The organism is Amycolatopsis halotolerans (assembly GCF_042647905.1).
Lineage (GTDB): Bacteria > Actinomycetota > Actinomycetes > Mycobacteriales > Pseudonocardiaceae > Amycolatopsis > Amycolatopsis halotolerans.
The window spans coordinates 157,616-173,424 of the sequence record NZ_JBHRWI010000043.1 but is presented as its reverse complement, the minus strand read 5'-3'; the positions used below and the strand labels follow the sequence as shown (position 1 = coordinate 173,424).

Here is a 15,809-nt window from a genome sequence, read left to right as displayed (position 1 = left end):
CGAAGCCTTCTTGCGGGCCGCACTCTGGAAGGCCAAGGGTATGCTGCATGATTCCCGACGCCCGGCCCGCTAGGCGACGGTGTACCCCGTGCCTCCTTCCTGAATGGAGTGCTGGTGCGGGCGCTCGAAATCTGTCCTGATCCGCCACCAGGACCCTCTGCGGGCAAGCTGGCGTAGTGAACACGATGTTCAGGCACTGCACCGCCGAAACGGGTGAATTAGTGCATGCTCGTGGTTGGGGCGGGGCGCTTGCCTCTGGATCAGAGGGCGTCCCCGACCCGGATTTTCCTCGCGGCTTCGTGGGCTCGTTCGGTGGCGGCGCTGGCACCGTACTTCCGGGCCATCTGCGCTGTAGACCAGCCGTTGAGGAGCATGAGGTCGCCTTCGCTGCCGCCGGATTTGAGGAAGGTGTGCGACTGGAAGTGTCGGCCGAGGTGTGCGTGGAGGTTGCGGCCGAGCACGCCGTGGGCGTCGGCGTCGTTGCCTCGTCGGCGGAGCATGATCTTGATGCCGTTCGGCGATAGCGGCGTGCTGCGGCGGTGGTCGCTGAGCCACAGTCTGGTGGTGGCGTCGGCGTAGGGGTGGCGCGCGCGGACGCGGAGGTAGCGGCCGAGGGCTTTGCCGGTGGCGGCGCTGAAAGGGAGCGCGCGCCATCTCCCGCCTTTGCCCAGGACGTTGACGACGCGACGGGAGAGGTCGAGGTCGCGTTCCAGATCGATGTTGGCGATTTCAGCGAGGCGGCCGCCGGTGTCCCAGATGAGGCGGATGATGGCTTCGTCGCGGCGGCTGTGGAAGTCGCGGCCCTGGCAGTCCCGGAGCACCTGCTTGATGAATTCCACTGGGGTGATAGGGATCGGCTGGTCCGGGATGTGCGGCGGGTTCATGCGGGCCATCGGATGGTGCTCGATTTCTTCCTCGGTCAGGAGCCAGTTGAACCACGCGCTCAAGGCTCGGTAGTTGTTGTTCGCGTTGCCGGGGCTGGTGGTGGCGAGGCGATAGGCGATCCACCGTTTGAGGTGGTTCGGTTCGTAGCCTTCGGGCTCGGTGGTTCGGGTGGAACCAATGCCAGCCAACCTTCTGGGTCGTCGGCTTCCGGCGGCGCGACGGGGTTGGCGAGCCAGATGTGGAAGAGGCGCACGGAGTCGCAGTAGCAGCGGATCGTCCGGGCACTCTGTTCTCCGCCTCGAGTGACATAGCCCACTCGTTGATCAACGCCTGCCAGGCCCGCGGAGCGAGGGTCAGGGCTCGGGTGCGCAGGCGAGAATCCTCAAATAGGAGTCTCACTGAGCGCTGTGCTAGCTCCCGGGCCGCGTCCGACGGCACGAAAAAGGGGCTGAACCCGCAGGTCCAGCCCCTCCAAAGCCGAGTCGGGATGACAGGATTTGAACCTGCGACCCTCCGCTCCCAAAGCGGATGCGCTACCAAGCTGCGCCACATCCCGGCACCCCCGGAGCTTCCAGAACCCGTGTACCCGGGGGGTGTACGACCCACCCTAGCGGGCACGCTAAGCTGGCTTCGCTCCCGGGTCACCGAGGGCGCTGCGGGTGTAGCTCAATGGTAGAGCCCTAGTCTTCCAAACTAGCTACGCGGGTTCGATTCCCGTCACCCGCTCCAACGGTTCCACCTCTGAAGAAGACGACGCCGCGTCCGCCTCCAGGCGGGCGGCGATCACGTCCAGCAGCAAGTCAGTGTCCACCGGCTTCGTGATGTAGTCGTCCGCTCCCGAAGCCAGGGTTCGTTCGCGGTCTTCCTCCGTCGCTTTCGCTGTGACGGCGATCACGGGCAGGTCTTCGTGAGCCGCTTCGGCGCGGATCGCCGCGATGGTCGCGTTGCCGTCCAGTTCCGGCATCATCACGTCCATCAGCACCAGTGCGGTGTCCTCGTGGCGTTCCAGGGCCCGGATTCCGGCCACACCGGTGTCGGCGTAGATGACTTCCAGGCCTGCCTGTTCCAGGACCGCGGCTAGCGCGAAGACGTTGCGCAGGTCGTCGTCGACGATGAGGACCTTTTCGCTGTTGAAGCGCTTCGGGGCGCTGTTCGGTTCGGCCACTGTGATGGTGCTGGGCAGGACCGGCAGCTTCGGGGTGGGGCGGACGGGCGTCGTGGGGGCGATCAGGTTCGCGGCGCCCACCGGCAGGTACAGCGTGAAGGTGCTGCCCCGGCCGGGGACGCTGCTGACGCGCAGTTCGCCGCTCAGCAGCTCCGTCAGCTGCTGGCTGATCGACAGGCCCAGGCCCGTGCCGCCGTACTTGCGGCTCGTCGTTCCATCGGCTTGGCGGAATGCGTCGAAGATGACTTCCAGCTTCTCCTCCGGAATGCCGATTCCGGTGTCCTCGACGCCGAACGCGATGATCCCGGCCGCGGAGCGCAGTGACTCCTGCTCGACCTCGTCGGGGTCGGCCATCCGGATGTGCAGGCGCACGCCGCCCTCGTCGGTGAACTTCGCGGCGTTCGACAGCAGGTTCCGGAGCACTTGCTGGAGGCGGTGTTCGTCGGTGTGCACGCTGCCGGGCACCGGCGGGTCGATCAGGACCGCGAACTCCAGGCCCTTGTCCGCGGTCAGCGGGCGGCACAGGGATTCGACGTAGTTCACCAGCTCCGGCAGCGTCACGTCGGACATCTGCAGGTCCAGCTTCCCGGCCTCGACCTTCGCCAGGTCCAGGATGTCGTTGATCAGCTGCTGCAGATCGCTTCCCGCCGCCCAGATCGTCTTCGCGAACTGGATCTGCTTCTCCGTGAGGTTGCCCTCGGGATTCTCCGACAGCAGTTTCGCCAGGATCAGCGCACTGTTGAGCGGAGTTCGCAGCTCGTGCGACATGTTCGCCATGAACTCGTTCTTGTACTGCGACGCGACCGTCAGCTGCCCGGCCCGCTCCTCGAGTTCCTGCCGCGCCTGTTCGATCTCGATGTTCTTGACCTCGATGTCGCGGTTCTGCTGGGCCAGCAGCGCCGCCTTCTCGGCCAGTTCGGTGTTCGACCGGCGCAGTTCGCCCTGCTGGGCCTGCAGCTGCTCGGACCGCGCGCGCAGTTCCTGGGCCAGCCGCTGCGATTCGGTCAGCAGCGCCTCGGTGCGCGAGTTCGACAGGATCGTGTTCACGTTGACGCCGATCGTGTGCCGCAGCTGCTCCAGCAGGTCCAGGTGCACCGCGGAGAACTCGTTGACCGATGCCAGTTCCAGCACGCCCAGCACCTCGCCCTGGAACAGCACCGGCAGCACGATCACGTTCACCGGCGGAGCCGAACCGAGCCCGGACGACACCAGCGCGTACTCCGGGGGAGCGCCGTTGACCAGTATCGTCCGCCGGTCCACCGCGGCCTGGCCGATCAGCGATTCGCCGAGCCGGAACCGCAGCCCGGTGCGCGCCTGGGCGAGGCCGTAGGCGGCGATGCAGTCGAGCAGCTTGTCGGGGTCGCCGGCGTCCTCGTCGTCGTGCGCGATGAAGAACGCGCCCTGCTGCGCGCTCACCAGCGGGGCCAGTTCGGACAGGATCAGCGTCGCCACCGACGCGAGGTCGCGGTGGCCCTGCATCCGGCCGGACAGCCGCGCCAGGTTCGTCTTCAGCCAGTCCTGTTCGCGGTTCGCGGAGGTGGTCTCCTTGAGGTTCGCGATCATCTGGTTGATGTTGTCCTTGAGGTCCGCCAGCTCGCCGGACGCGTCCACGGTGATGTGCCGGGTCAGATCGCCCGCGGTCACCGCCGTGGCGACCTGGCCGATCGCGCGGACCTGCGTGGTCAGGTTGCCCGCCAGCTGGTTCACGCTCTCGGTCAGCCGCTTCCAGGTGCCGGACACGCCCTCGACCTCGGCCTGACCGCCCAGCTTGCCCTCGGTGCCGACCTCGCGGGCGACCCGGGTGACCTCCGCGGCGAACGCGGACAGCTGGTCGACCATCGTGTTCATCGTGGTCTTCAGCTCGAGGATCTCGCCCCGGGCGTCGACGTCGATCTTGCGGGACAGGTCGCCGCGCGCGACCGCCGTCGTGACCTGCGAGATGTTCCGGACCTGGCTGGTCAGGTTGTGCGCCATGAAGTTGACGTTCTCGGTCAGGTCCTTCCAGGTCCCGGCCACGCCGGGCACCCGCGCCTGACCGCCGAGGATGCCTTCCGTGCCGACCTCGCGGGCGACCCGGGTGACCTCGTCGGCGAACGCGCGCAGCGTCTCGACCATGTCGTTCAGCGTCCCGGCCAGCGCCGCGACCTCGCCCGCCGCGTCGATGGAGATCTTCTTCGACAGGTCGCCGTTCGCCACCGCGCTCGCCATCGTGGCGATGCTCCGGACCTGCACGGTCAGGTTGTCGGCCATGACGTTCACGTTGTCGGTCAGGTCTTTCCAGATCCCCGCAACGCCGGGGACACGCGCCTGGCCGCCCAGGCGGCCTTCGGTGCCGACCTCGCGGGCGACCCGGGTGACCTCGTCCGCGAAGGCGGACAGCTGGTCGACCATCGTGTTCAGGATGTTCTTCAGCTCGAGGATCTCGCCGCGCGCGTCGACGGTGATCTTCTGAGTCAGGTCGCCGCGCGCCACGGCGGAGGTGACCTGGGAGATGTTCCGCACCTGGTCGGTGAGGTTGTTGGCCATGAAGTTGACGTTGTCGGTGAGGTCCTTCCAGGTCCCCGCCACGCCCGGCACAGTCGCCTGACCGCCGAGTTTTCCTTCCGTACCAACCTCTCGCGACACTCGGGTGACCTCGTCGGCGAACGACGACAGCTGGTCGACCATCGTGTTCAGCGTGGTCTTCAGCTCGAGGATCTCGCCGCGCGCGTCGACCGCGATCTTCTTCGTCAGGTCGCCTCGCGCCACCGCCGTCGCGACCTGCGCGATGTTGCGGACCTGCGCGGTGAGGTTGTTGGCCATGAAGTTCACCGAGCCGGTCAGGTCGCGCCAGATGCCGGCGACCCCGGGCACGGTGGCCTGGCCGCCCAGCTGCCCTTCCGTACCCACTTCGCGGGCGACTCGGGTGACTTCGTCGGCGAAGGACGAGAGCTGGTCGACCATCGTGTTCATCGTGGTCTTCAACTCGAGGATTTCGCCGCGCGCGTCCACGGTGATCTTCTGCGTCAGGTCGCCCTTCGCGACCGCGGTGGTCACGTGCGAGATGTTCCGGACCTGGTCGGTCAGGTTGTCCGCCATCTGGTTGACCGAGTCGGTCAGGCCGCGCCACGTGCCGGCCGCGCCGGGGACCTCCGCCTGACCGCCGAGGCGGCCGTCGCTGCCGACCTCGCGGGCGACTCGGGTGACTTCGTCGGCGAAGGACGAGAGCTGGTCGACCATCGTGTTCAGCGTCGTCTTGAGCTGCAGGATCTCGCCGCGGGCGTCAACGTCGATCTTCTTCGTCAGATCGCCCGCCGCGACCGCCGTGGCGACCTGCGAGATGTTGCGGACCTGGTCGGTCAGGTTGTCCGCCATCAGGTTCACCGAGTCGGTGAGGTCGCGCCAGGTGCCCGCGACGCCCGGCACGCGCGCCTGGCCGCCGAGACGTCCTTCGGAACCGACCTCTCGCGACACCCGGGTGACCTCGTCGGCGAAGGACGAGAGCTGGTCGACCATCGTGTTGATCGTGTTCTTGAGCTCGAGGATCTCGCCGCGAGCGTCGACGTTGATCTTCTGCGTCAGGTCGCCGCGGGCCACGGCGGTGGTGACCGACGCGATGTTCCGGACCTGCTCGGTGAGGTTGTCGGCGAGGAAGTTGACCGAGTCGGTGAGGTCGCGCCACGTGCCGGCCACGCCGGGGACCTCGGCCTGGCCGCCGAGACGGCCCTCGCCGGCGATCTCGCGGGACAGCCGGATCACCTCGGCGGCGAACCGCGACAGCTGCGCGTTGAGCCCGTTCACGGTCTTCGCCAGCTCGGCGTACTGCCCGCGCAGCGGACGCCCGTCCAGCTGCAGCGCCATCGGCTGCGACAGATCGCCCTCGGCGACCGCGCCGAGCACCCGGTCCAGCTCCACGACCGGACGGCTGACGTCCTCGATCAGCCCGTTGACCGTGTCGACCGCGGTGGCCCAGCCGCCGGGGCCGATCTCGGTGCGCACGCGCTCGGTGAGCTTGCCCTCCTGGCCCACCGCGCCGCGCACGCGCATGAGTTCCGTCACCAGCCGCTGGTTGCGTTCGGCGATGTCGTTGAACGCCGACGCCAGCCGGGCGGTGATCCCGTCGCCGTGCGCCACGAACCGCCGCCGGAAGTTGCCGTCCCCAAGGTCGTGGACAGCGCCGAGCAGCCGCTCCAGCGCCGCGACCTCGCTCGCCGGGACGAGTTCCGGTTCCTGGGCCCCGGAGTTCCGGGGGCTCCCGGAAGCCTGTGGGGACTCTGTCATCTTTGCCGACCTTCCCACCACGCGTGTGCCAGCCATGGTCGTCGACCCAGCGTGCCATGGTTCGCCCTACACTTCGACCCAGTCCGCCCGCGCACACTGTGCCAACCTGGAAGGACCAGGACCGTCAGGTCGACCCGGAGGCAGGAGGTTCGTGCATGGTGTCACGGCCCGCTCCGGCGTCGGCCCTGCCACCCGGCACCGAGCTGCCCGGGCACGCCGGATTCTGGCGCTCGGTGCTCGACGACGTGCGGGAGCCGGTGTTCCTGCAGGACCCCGAAGGCGCGCTGCGCTGGGCGAACGCGGCCGCCGAGCGGCTCGGCCCGGCGGAGCTCGTCGGCGTGACCGAGACCACCGGCACGGTCGGCCACCGGCCGGCCAAGATCCGGGTGCTGCCCGGCGGCTGGCGTGCCTGGACCGTGGTCGACGACGGCCGCCGCCGTCCTGAAGAGTTCCTCGCCGAGGCCGGTCCGAAACTGGCGCTCGCGCGCGGACGGCACGGCACGGCCCGGGTGATCGCGGAGCTGGCGGCGTCCGCTTTGGGCGATTGCGCCTTCGTGCTGCTGCCGACGACGCGTGGCCGCTGGGAGTGGTGGAGCTGCACCGAGCACGGCGCGGCGGGCCACGGCCGGATCCGGCGGGTGCCGCCGCAGCTCGCGCCGGTGGTGTCCGACGCGGTCACCGACGTCGCCCGGCCCGAGATTCGCGCGGTGCCCGCGACCGAGGTCGCGGCGTTGCCCGCGGCGGTCGCCGAGCCGTTCGAAGGCCACCTCGAGGTCTCCGTGGTCTCGTTCGGCTCCGGCATGGCCGGAGCGGTGCTGCTCGGCAGGCGCGGCGAGCCCGCGTTCGGAGTGTCGCAGGGCCAGGCGGTCGAGGCGTTCGCGGACGCGGCCGGCACGGCGCTGGCCAACGCGCAGCGCTACGCCAGCCAAGAGGAGGCCACCCGCGGGCTTGAATCGACGTTGCTGCCGACGCCGCCCGCGCAGGTCGACGGCGCGAATTTCGAGCTGTGGTACGAACCCGCCGGCGGAGTGCTGGGGGTCGGCGGCGATTTCTACGACGTTCTCTCCCGCGACGACGGCAGCGCGTTCGTGGTGGTCGGCGACATCTGCGGCAAGGGAGCCGAGGCGGCCGCGCTGACCGGCCGGGTGCGGCATTCGCTGGCCGCGCTGCACCTCGTCGAACGCGACGGCCGCACGATGCTGCGGCTGCTCAACGAACTCCTGATCTCCGGCGGCAGCAACCGGTTCGCGACGCTCGTGCTCGGTTCGGTCGCGGCGGCGGAATCCGGGCTCGACGTCACGCTCGCCTCCGGCGGCCATCCCGCCCCGCTCGTGCTGCGGCGCGGGGGAGGGGTCGAGGAGATCAGCGTGCCCGGCACTTTGGTCGGCGTGTCGCCGCAGGCCCGCTTCGCCGAGGCGACGACGCACCTGGCCGAGGGCGACGTCTGCCTGCTCTACACCGACGGCGTCACCGAAGCCCGCAACCGCACGGAATCCACCGAACTGTTCGGCGACGAACGGCTCTACACGGTGCTGGAGGATTGCGTCGGGCAACCGGCGCGGGAAGTCGTGCGCCGGTTGCGCGAGGCGGTGCGGGAATGGCTCGGGAATTCCGGCCACGACGACATCGCGGTGCTGGCGATCGAGGCCGCTCCGCGCGCGGAGTGAGCCAGATTTTTCTTGCCCGGCAAGGGGAACTCACTTCCCATGCTGGACTTCCGGCTCCGGTTCGGCCTTCGCCGCCCGATCCGGCTCCGAAACGGTCTCGACGTCCTGCTTCGGCTCGGCGGCGCGGGCGGTTTCCGGGTGCTCGAAGTGTTCTCGGCACTGCCGTCCGAACCGGCGTGCGTGCGCGGTCATCGCCTCCACCTCCCCGCTCGCCACCAGGATCGCGCGCCGGGGACGACTTCGCCACCGAATTGCGCCGGGTCAGCCGACCGGGTGGTCCGGCGGCGGGGGAAACACCCCGCGTCTGTCTAATGTGGAGGCATCCCGCCCGGCGGCCCCTGGCCGGGAGCCTTGGGTTTTTTCGTCTGTCCCGGCGGGGTTTTCGGCGGGTTCCGGTCCGGCGGGTTCGCCTGCCCCGGAGGCATCGGCACGGTGCGGGTCGTCGTGCTGGGCGGAATAGTCGTGGTCTGCGCGGGTGCGTCCGCTTTCGTCGAATGGGCTGTCGGCGCGGACGGGGTCGTCGGCGCGGACGACGAGTGCCGGGGAGCCGAGTCCGGTGAATCGGACGGAGCGGAAGAGGGCGGAGAAACCGGAACCGGAGCCGGCTCGGGGCCGGGCGCGGACCCGGTGCCCGGACGGAGCGGGGTCGCCAGCAGCAACGTGCCCGCCGCGACCAGCACCACCGGCAGGCCCGCCGCGAGCACCGCGCGCCGCCGGGACACCCGGTGGCGGCGGCAGAAGACCGCCAGCCGCGTTTTGATCGGGAGCCGCAACGTTTCCGTGCCGCGCAACGCGCGCGCCACGGCGGTCGCGGAGGGTCTTTCTTCCGGATCGCGCATGGTCATCGCGCGCAGAGTCCTCGCGAGCGGTTCCGGTGTTCCCGACGGCACCCCCGGCGACCGATGCAGCCGCACCACCGCGGTTTCCGCCGCCGTGCCCGGGTATTCGCGGACGCCGGTGAGGCATTCGAGGAGAACGAGCCCCAGCGCGTAGACGTCCGAAGCCGGGCCGGGGTGCTCGCCCAGCACCTGCTCCGGCGAGAGATAGGCCGCCGTCCCGACGACCGCGCCGGTGTTGGTCACGCGGGTCGCGTCCACGATGCGCGCGACGCCGAAGTCGGCGATCCGCGGCCCGTCGTCGGACATGAGGATGTTGGCGGGCTTGAGATCCCGGTGGGTCACCGCGTGCGCGTGCACGTGGGCGAGCGCCTCGGCCAGCTGCGCGCCCAGCTTCACGACCTGGTCGGCGGGCAGCGGTCCGGAGCGCAGCCATTCGGACAGGTTGGGCCCGTGCACGCAGTCCATGACGAGGTACGCGTGCCCCTCGTCGACCCCGGCGTCGACGAATCCGACCAGCCCCGGGTGTCGCACCGCGCGCAAGGCGGCGATTTCCTGGTCGCGGCGGTTGCGGCCCAGCTCGACCGCTCCGGCGTGGAACAGCTTCACCGCGACCGCGGTGCCGGTTTCGCGGTCTTCTGCCTGGTGGACGCAGGCCGTCGCGCCCTCGCCGATCCGCTCGCCGAGCTCGTACCGGCCGGCCAGGACCAGCGGCGCGGGCCCGTATCGGCCCAGCGCGAACCGTCTCGCGGTCGTGCCCGCGTCCGAATCGCCAGCGCCGGTCATTCGCCGATCACCTTTCCCCCGGGTAGCGGGGACAACTTACTCGCCGGAAGGCGAGGGCAAAAGCGGTGGCGCGGTTCAGGGGATGATCGACGAGGTCACGCCGCCGTCCACGCGCAGCGCGCCGCCGGTGGTCGCCGAGGACAGCTCGGACGCGACGTAGGTGATCAGGTTCGCGATTTCCTCCGGCCGGATCAGCCTGCCGAGCAGCGACGTCGGCCGGTCCCCGGCCATGAACCGGCGCTCGGCCTCGGCGAACTCGACGTCCGGGTGCAGGCTCGCGACGAACTCGCGCACGCCGGGGGTGAGTGTCGGCCCCGGAAGGACGGCATTCACCGTCACGCCGGTTCCCGCCAGTTCCTGCGCCATGCCGCGCGACAGGGACAGCTGCGCGGTCTTCGTGAGTCCGTAGTGGACCATTTCGGTCGGGATCTGCACGGACGAATCGCTGCTCACGAAGATCACCCGGCCCCAGCCGCGCTTGGCCATCCGCGGCGCGTAATGCCTGCTCAGCCGTACTCCGGACAGGACGTTGACCTCGTAGAACCGCTGCCATTCGGAGTCCGGGATCTCGAACACCGGCTGCGCGGCGAAGATCCCGGCGTTGTTGACCAGGACGTCGACGTCCGGCAGCTGGTCCACCAGCTCCGCGACGCCCTCGGCGGTGCCGACGTCCGCCGCGATCCCGCGCCCGCCGATCCGCGCGGCGGTCTCCGCGACCCGGCCCGGGTCCCGTCCGTTGACCACGACCTCGGCCCCGGCGGCGGCCAGCGCGGCGGCGGTCGCCGCGCCGATCCCGGAGGTCGACCCGGTGACGAGCGCGGTGCGGCCGGTGAGGTCGAGGTTCATCGGGGAGACCCTCCTGACGGTGCGCGAGTACAGTGGCACCTGGGTACTACCGGCGCGCGCAATACTTGCAGTTACATTGAGATGGGCACGCGCCGATGATGCTCGGGGCCGCGGCCGCCCGCAACCGGGGCCGTCTGGAGGAGGTGCACCATGTCGGTGTCGGACGACGCCGTCGAGGCGCGCGCGCAAGGCTGGCGGACGCTGGCGGCGCTGCACGCGCGGATCGAAGACCGGCTGAACCGGGCGCTGGAGAGCGAGCACGAGCTGTCGGTGAGCGAGTACACAGTGCTCGACGTGCTCGGCCGCCAGGACGGTTTCCACCTGCGGATGAGCCAGCTCGCCAACGCGGTGGTGCTGAGCCAGTCCGCGACGACCCGTCTCGTCACGCGGCTGGAGGAGCGCGGCCTGCTGTCGCGGTACCTGTGCCAGGACGACCGGCGCGGGATCTACACCGAGGTCACGCCGTCCGGCCAGAAGCTGCTGGCCGCCGCCCGCCCGACGCACGACGCGGCCCTTTCCGCCGCGCTCGGCGAGGCGGAGGAACTGCCTGAGCTGGCCCCGCTGGTCACCGCGCTGGGCTCGCTCACTTTCGCTGCCAAGTGACCGTCCGTGAAGGGCTCCTTGAGGGAATCAGATTCCCTCAAGGAGCCCTTCACGGATGATCAGGGCCGCAGGCGGTGCAGGTCGCGGGGGAAGAGCGTCGCCCCGCGTACGTTGGGCACGCCCAGCACTCGCGCGACCCACCGTTCCAGGCCGATCGCGAACCCGCCGTGCGGCGGCATTCCGTACGCGAAGGCGTCGAGGTAGTCGGAGTACTGCTCGGCCGAGTCGCCGAGTACGGCCAGGTAGTCCGCGTACCGGTGGAGCCGCTGGCCGCCGGTGACCAGTTCGAGGCCGCGGAACAGCAGGTCGAAACTGTTCGACTTAACCGGGTTCGCTGGGTCCGGGTGGGTGTAGAACGGCCGTTTCGCCATCGGGTAGCCGGTTACGAACAAGAATTCCGACCCGTGTTCTCGCTCGGCCCATTCGCACAGCCACCGTTCGTGCGCGGGCGCGAGGTCCGGTTCTCCGCGCGGGTCCTCGCCGGTGTGTCGGGCGAGAAGTTCTTGTGCCGCAACGAAATCGATGGACGGAATCTCTTCCGGTACCGTCGGCGCGTCCGGGCCGGCCGCGGCGGCCATCTCCGCTACGACGTCGCGCAGCACTCCCATCACGTCGCGATGGTCGGAGATGAAGCCGAGTTCCGCGTCGAGACTCGTGTACTGGGCCAGATGCCTTGCGGTGTCGTGGGGTTCGGCCCGGAAGACCGGCCCCACCTCATACACGCGCTCGAACACGCCGACCATGGCCTGTTTGAAGAACTGTGGCGACTGCGCGAGATAAGCCGGGCGTCCGAAGTAGTCCAGCTGGAACACATTCGCGCCGGATTCCGTCGCGGTAGCAACGATCTTCGGCGTATGGATCTCGGTGAACCCTTGACCGTCCAATGCCCGTCGAAACGCCGCGACACTGGCTGCGGCGAACTCAAACCGCCTGCGCAGCAACGGATGCCGCAACGCGACCGCTGCGTTATCCAGCACTACAGGCAAACCGGCGGTCACCTCTGGCCGATAAAGGGCAAACGGCGGCTGCTTCTCCGGTGCGAACAAGACCTCCACCGTGGGCTCGCGCAGCTCAACCCCTTGCGGTGCTTGAGGATTAGCGACCACCTTGCCAGTAAGCCGCACGACGGTCTCCTCGGCGACCTCCGGCGGCTCGGCGAAAACCGCCTGCGCGGTACCGGACCGGTCGCGGATGACGAGAAATGCCACGGATTTCAGCACTCGCCGGCGGTGCACCCAACCGGCGATCGTTGCGGTGGAGCCCACGCGGTCACGCAGGCAGGCCACCGGGGTGCGGGTACTCATTCCTTCTCCTGAGCGCACTCGGCGACCCCTTGGGGGTGCGGGCGAGAAGGGACACTCGCGGTGCCACCGCACCTTCGCCGCCAGACGGCGGCCTCGTTCTGACCGGATGACGGCGGCCGGGCCGGCGGGGCATTTCCTCCCCGCACTCAGGAGTGTCTTCGCGCTGGGCCGCGACGCTGCCTTCTCACCGGCGGCAGCTCTCTGTCCCTCGCCGTGCCCTGCGCTACTCGTCTCCGTCAACGTGTTGCCCGCAACGGTAAAACACCGCCGCCACCCGCGTCGCCTGATTTATCGCACCCCGAGCAGGTGCTCCAGTGCGAGCTGGTTGAGCCGGGTGAAGTGGTAGCCGCGTCGACCGGCCGCCTCGACGTCGAATTCGTCGGCAGCCAGGTCGTCGAGGGTCTCGCCGGGCGAGAGCGTCGGCGTGGCCAGCTCCGGCACCCGCGACGCCGCAAGAGCTTCGGCGACTTCCGGATCGGCTCGGAACGCGCGGGCTTTCTCGCGCAGGATCAGATACGTGCGCATGTTCGCCGCCGCGGAAACCCAGACGTCGTCGGGATCCTCGGTGCGCAGCGGTTTGTAGTCGAAGTGCCGCGGGCCGTCGTACCCGCCGTGTTCCAGGAGGTCGACGAGGAAGAACGCGCTGGTGAGGTCGCCGTGGCCGACGATCAGGTCCTGGTCGTACTTCGGGCCGTGCTGGCCGTTGAGGTCGATGTGGAACAGCTTGCCCTGCCACAGCGCCTGCGCGATGCCGTGCACGAAGTTCAGCCCGGCCATCTGCTCGTGGCCGACCTCCGGATTCAGCCCGAACAGCTCGGGCCGGTCCAGTTGCGAGATGAAGCCGAGCGCGTGGCCGATGGTCGGCAGGAGGATGTCGCCGCGCGGCTCGTTCGGCTTCGGCTCCAGCGCGAAGCGAAGGTCGTAGCCCTGCGAGACGGCGTAGTCGGCGAGGACGTCGAGGCCTTCCTTGTACCGGGCGAGCGCGGCGCGGACGTCTTTCGCCGCATCGGATTCCGCGCCCTCGCGGCCGCCCCACAGGACGTACGTCCGCGCGCCGAGTTCCGCGGCGAGGTCGAGATTGCGCCGGACCTTGGTGAGCGCGTACCGCCGGATGTCGCGGTCGTTGCTGGTCAGGCCGCCGTCCTTGAAGACCGGGTGGCTGAACAGGTTCGTCGTCGCCATCGGCACGCGCAGGCCGGTGTCCGCCAGCGCTTTCTTGAACCTGCCGATCGCGGCGTCGCGGTCCGGCTCGGTGGCGAGCAGGTCGTCGTCGTGGAAAGTGACGCCGTACGCGCCAAGATCGGCCAGCCGGTGCACGCTCTCGACCGGGTCGAGCGGCGGCCGGGTGGCGACGCCGAACGGGTCGGCGGCGGGCCAGCCGACGGTCCACAACCCGAACGAAAACTTGTCCTCCGGCGCGGGGGCGTAGTCGGCCATGCCCGTCCCTTCATTTAGTTCACGATGTAGACTAAATACTGCGCCGCGGCCGCCCCGGCCGTCAAGAGCGGAGGTTCGGATGGAGCCGGTTCGGCATGACGCGATGCGTGCGCGGAACCTCGAGCTGGTGCTCGGCGAGATCAGCCGCGGCGGCCCGCTGACTCGCGCCGCGCTGGCGGAGCTGACCGGGCTGACGAAGTCGACAGTGTCCACTTTGGTCGGCTCGCTGCTGGACGCGGGCCTTCTGGCTGAGACCGCCGCGGTGCGGGCGGGAGAACGCGGCCGACCCGGCGTCGAGGTGTCGCTGAGCGGCGGGCGGATCGCGTCGCTGGGGCTTGAGGCCAATGTGGACTATCTCGCCGCGTGCGTCCTGGACTTGACTGGCACGGTCCGGCGGTCAGTCCGGATCGAGCGCGACAACCGTGCTGTGCCAGCGGAAACTGTGCTGGCGGCGGTGCGCGAACTGGCTTCCTCGGAGCTGGCGGAGGCGCGCGAGTTGGGACTGACCGTCGCCGGGGCGGTGTTTGCGGTGTCCGGCCCGGTGCGGGACGGCGTGGTGCTGAGCGCGCCGAACCTCGGGTGGCGGAACGTTCCGGTTGAGCTGGACCTGCCGGTCCCGGTTTCGGTGGACAACGAGGCCAATCTCGGTGCGCTGGGCGAGCTGTGGTTCGGTGCCGGGTCGGCGGATTTCCTTTATGTATCCGGCGAAATCGGCATCGGCGCGGGGCTGGTGGTGGACTCGCGGTTGTTCCGCGGCACCGGCGGCGAGCTGGGGCACGTACTGGTTTCCCCGGCCGGCCCGCCGTGCCGCTGTGGCGCGGTCGGCTGCCTGGAGACCTACGCCGGACAGGAAGCGATGCTCACCGCGGCCGGAGTATCCACAGTGGACGCTCTCTCCACCGCGCTGAGCACGGGCGACGATGCGACGCTGTCAGCGGTCAAAGCGGCGGGGGAGGCTTTGGGGCTGGCATTGGCGTCGGCGGTCAATCTGGTCGATGTGGACCGCGTGGTGCTCGGCGGAGTGTTCGGGCCGCTGTTTCCGTGGCTGGCCCCCGCCGCGGAGGCGGTACTGCGGGCACGTTTGACCGGCCTGCGCGGATCGGTGCCGGTGCTGAACCCGTCCGTCCTCGGCGATTCCGCCGCGACGCTGGGTGCGGCAGGCCGGACGATCCATCAGGTCTTGGCCGATCCGGGGCCGTTCCTCGTCCGTTAGCCCAGGTTTTCGGCGAGCAGAGTCACGACGTCGCGCCAGGCCCGCTCGGCGTGCCGTGCGTGATAGCCGACGCCGGGGACGAGCCGCTGCTTCGGCCCGACCGGCGGGTGGTGGAAGGCGTGCAGGGCGCCGCCGTAGACCGTCAGCTGCCAATCGACGCCCGCCGCCTGCATCTCGGCGGCGAACGCGTCCCGTTGCGCGGGCGCCATGATCGGGTCCTCCGAGCCGACGCCCGCCCACACCGGGCAGCGAATGTTCGCGGCCTCGCCCGGCCGTCCGGTGACCAGCCCGTTGACCGTGCCGATCGCGCGCAGGTCGACGCCCGCGCGGCCGAGTTCCAGCACGATCGCGCCGCCGGTGCCGTAGCCGATCCCGGCGATCCGGCCGGGGTCGGTGCGAGGTTCGGCGAGCAGCACATCGAGCGCCGCGTGGCCGATGTCCCGCATCCGGTCGGGGTCGTCGAGCAGCGGCAGGCAGCGGGCCAGCATCTCGTCGGGATCGGTGAACCAGCGGCCGCCGTGGATGTCGAAGGCCAGCGCCACGTAGCCCAGTTCGGCCAGCGCGTCGGCCCGGGCGCGCTGAAAGTCGTTGAGGCCAGTGCCTTCGGGGCCGATCAGGACCGCGGGCCGACGGCCGGCGCCCGCGGGGAGCGCGAGGCGGCCGACCATGGTGAGGCCGTCGGCCTGGTACTCGACGGTGCGCGTCGTGACGGTCTCCATGAGAACCCACCGTAATGAGCGCCGGGTCCCGGCGGGGTGCTGTTCACCGTCGGCGGACACGTCCATTCAGGTGACCCCCTCGCGGTGC

At 69.8% G+C, this 15,809-nt stretch carries 11 protein-coding genes and 2 tRNA genes; 4 read left to right on the top strand and 9 right to left on the bottom strand.

The features are described 5' to 3' along the window. Positions 1-260: 260 nt before the first annotated feature. Together ACFORO_RS32835 and ACFORO_RS32830 are read right to left on the bottom strand one after the other, a co-directional pair. A complete protein-coding gene (locus ACFORO_RS32835) occupies positions 261-1,073 on the bottom strand; it encodes a tyrosine-type recombinase/integrase (RefSeq protein WP_377873493.1) in 813 nt (270 codons plus the stop codon). Between the two features lie 294 nt (positions 1,074-1,367). Further along, positions 1,368-1,441, bottom strand: a tRNA-Pro gene (locus ACFORO_RS32830). A 99-nt stretch (positions 1,442-1,540) separates the two neighbouring features. On the opposite strand from ACFORO_RS32830, the gene ACFORO_RS32825 reads away from it, so the two are divergent. After that, positions 1,541-1,614, top strand: a tRNA-Gly gene (locus ACFORO_RS32825). Here the strand turns inward: ACFORO_RS32825 and ACFORO_RS32820 are convergent. Beyond that, entirely contained in the window at positions 1,583-6,310 is a 4,728-nt protein-coding gene (locus tag ACFORO_RS32820; protein WP_377873492.1) for a HAMP domain-containing protein, read from the bottom strand. The genes ACFORO_RS32825 and ACFORO_RS32820 overlap by 32 nt on opposite strands. Before the next feature lie 155 nt (positions 6,311-6,465). Here ACFORO_RS32820 and ACFORO_RS32815 point away from each other — a divergent pair, with 155 nt between their 5' ends. After that, positions 6,466-7,977, top strand: coding sequence for a SpoIIE family protein phosphatase (locus ACFORO_RS32815; RefSeq protein ID WP_377896697.1), 1,512 nt, complete (start codon positions 6,466-6,468; stop codon positions 7,975-7,977). A gap of 30 nt (positions 7,978-8,007) precedes the next feature. Here ACFORO_RS32815 and ACFORO_RS32810 read toward each other — a convergent pair whose 3' ends face one another. The 3 genes from ACFORO_RS32810 to ACFORO_RS32800 form a co-directional block, all read right to left on the bottom strand. After that, a complete protein-coding gene (locus ACFORO_RS32810; RefSeq protein WP_377873490.1) occupies positions 8,008-8,169 on the bottom strand; it encodes a hypothetical protein in 162 nt (53 codons plus the stop codon). A gap of 116 nt (positions 8,170-8,285) precedes the next feature. Next, positions 8,286-9,599 carry a serine/threonine-protein kinase gene (locus ACFORO_RS32805; protein ID WP_377873489.1) on the bottom strand — a complete coding sequence of 438 codons (1,314 nt, stop codon included), beginning with the start codon at positions 9,597-9,599 and terminating at the stop codon, positions 8,286-8,288. A 75-nt stretch (positions 9,600-9,674) separates the two neighbouring features. Next, the gene (locus ACFORO_RS32800; protein WP_377873488.1) at positions 9,675-10,445 is read right to left on the bottom strand and encodes an SDR family NAD(P)-dependent oxidoreductase; all 771 of its coding nucleotides are present in this window, start codon (positions 10,443-10,445) and stop codon (positions 9,675-9,677) included. Between the two features lie 150 nt (positions 10,446-10,595). On the opposite strand from ACFORO_RS32800, the gene ACFORO_RS32795 reads away from it, so the two are divergent. Further along, complete coding sequence (locus ACFORO_RS32795) at positions 10,596-11,048, top strand: MarR family winged helix-turn-helix transcriptional regulator (protein WP_344283554.1); 453 nt, start codon at positions 10,596-10,598, stop codon at positions 11,046-11,048. A 59-nt stretch (positions 11,049-11,107) separates the two neighbouring features. Here the strand turns inward: ACFORO_RS32795 and aspS are convergent, their stop codons facing one another. Next, the gene (gene aspS / locus ACFORO_RS32790; RefSeq protein WP_377873487.1) at positions 11,108-12,352 is read right to left on the bottom strand and encodes an aspartate--tRNA(Asn) ligase; all 1,245 of its coding nucleotides are present in this window, start codon (positions 12,350-12,352) and stop codon (positions 11,108-11,110) included. A 288-nt stretch (positions 12,353-12,640) separates the two neighbouring features. Further along, positions 12,641-13,789 (bottom strand): xylose isomerase, encoded by a 1,149-nt coding sequence (xylA, locus tag ACFORO_RS32785; RefSeq protein WP_377873486.1) that lies wholly within the window; start codon positions 13,787-13,789, stop codon positions 12,641-12,643. Between the two features lie 79 nt (positions 13,790-13,868). On the opposite strand from xylA, the gene ACFORO_RS32780 reads away from it, so the two are divergent. Further along, positions 13,869-15,002, top strand: coding sequence for an ROK family protein (locus ACFORO_RS32780; RefSeq protein WP_377873485.1), 1,134 nt, complete (start codon positions 13,869-13,871; stop codon positions 15,000-15,002). Here ACFORO_RS32780 and ACFORO_RS32775 read toward each other — a convergent pair. Next, positions 14,999-15,721 (bottom strand): dienelactone hydrolase family protein, encoded by a 723-nt coding sequence (locus tag ACFORO_RS32775; protein ID WP_377873484.1) that lies wholly within the window; start codon positions 15,719-15,721, stop codon positions 14,999-15,001. The genes ACFORO_RS32780 and ACFORO_RS32775 overlap by 4 nt on opposite strands. Positions 15,722-15,809 lie beyond the last annotated feature (88 nt).